The 1,235-nt window shown below is 40.2% G+C and carries 1 protein-coding gene; it reads right to left on the bottom strand.

Annotated features, from left to right (window positions below; genetic code table 11):
- A partial coding sequence (locus B4G81_RS10860) for a DEAD/DEAH box helicase (RefSeq protein WP_294082392.1) occupies nucleotides 1-818 on the bottom strand: 818 nt, incomplete at its 3' end.
- Between the last annotated feature and the right edge of the window lie 417 nt (nucleotides 819-1,235).

Here is a 1,235-nt window from a genome sequence, read left to right as displayed (position 1 = left end):
ATATACTCTTCGCAGATTGCTCTCCGCTCAGTGTAACTGATGTATTCCAACACCTGCCGGCGGAGTGTTCTCTTACAGACCGGTTGCAGCCTTTTTTTCAACTCATAATAATCCTCTTCTTCAAGCTGCCGGCTATACTGGCTTTTGAAACTTTTAAGATCGCCAAAAACAAAATCATCGATGATGCTGACAAGACCATACAATTCTAGAACTGAGTTTTGAAGTGGAGTGGCAGTAAGCAGGACTTTTTTCCTTGGTAGAAGTGCTTGTCTGATGGCATTACCAATCACATTGGAAGTCTTGTACACATTTCTCAACCGGTGCGCTTCATCAATGATCACCAGGTTCCAGTTGGTCGCTTCAACATAACTTGCTTTTGACTTGGCAAACTGGAATGAACAAATAACGATCTTGTCTTTCTGATGAAATGGATTGAAGTTTTTCTCCTTGATCTCGTTGTTAAACGATTTCGTTTCGAGAATAACAGAGGGGAGAAAGAACTTGTCGGACAATTCCTGGCTCCACTGTTTCCTGAGGTTGGAAGGACAAATAATTAACAGACATCTTTTCCGTTCGGCCCATTTCTGGGAAAGAATAATTCCGGCCTCGATGGTTTTACCGAGCCCCACTTCATCAGCCAGGATCGCTCCATTCGAGAGCGGAGACTTAAAGGCAAACAGGGCTGCCTCAACCTGATGTGGATTGAGATCGACCTGCGCATCCTGAAGCGAAGCAGTGAATTTTCCTATGTCGTTGGAAGGAAGCTGCCTTGTAAGTTCGTGCGAGAAATATTTGGCGTGATATGAAGTCAAATTCATATTCCCATGAAAATTGCATCGATCGTTCTACTATACGCAAATGTACAATTTTTTAGTTAAGAAACCTTTTTGAGGAGCATTTTAAATCTAGTTTGAAACCGAATCGTAATGATTATGAAGATGCAGCGCCCAGTACTCAAGATGCAACGATCTTATACTCGGGTATAGATTCTAAGCTTTTTTCATTCAATTCGAGTGAGTAGCCTTTGAAGTTATTTCCTATATTCGAAACCAAAATTCTTCTAAAATCGTAAGAAGTAATCTTGACCAAGATGTCCATACCTATTACAGTGTATATATTATACTTATGTTTTTCATCCTCTTCTGGATCAACATATCCATTTACCATTTTACCCGTACTATGGTCGACTTTTGTGAAATGAGATGAGTTATTAATTCAAGTTTCGCAAGTAAAAA

This window comes from Proteiniphilum sp. UBA5384, assembly GCF_002410825.1.
Lineage (GTDB): Bacteria > Bacteroidota > Bacteroidia > Bacteroidales > Dysgonomonadaceae > Proteiniphilum.
Note: the sequence above shows the minus strand (reverse complement) of the source record. Positions and strands in the feature narration are given on the sequence as shown.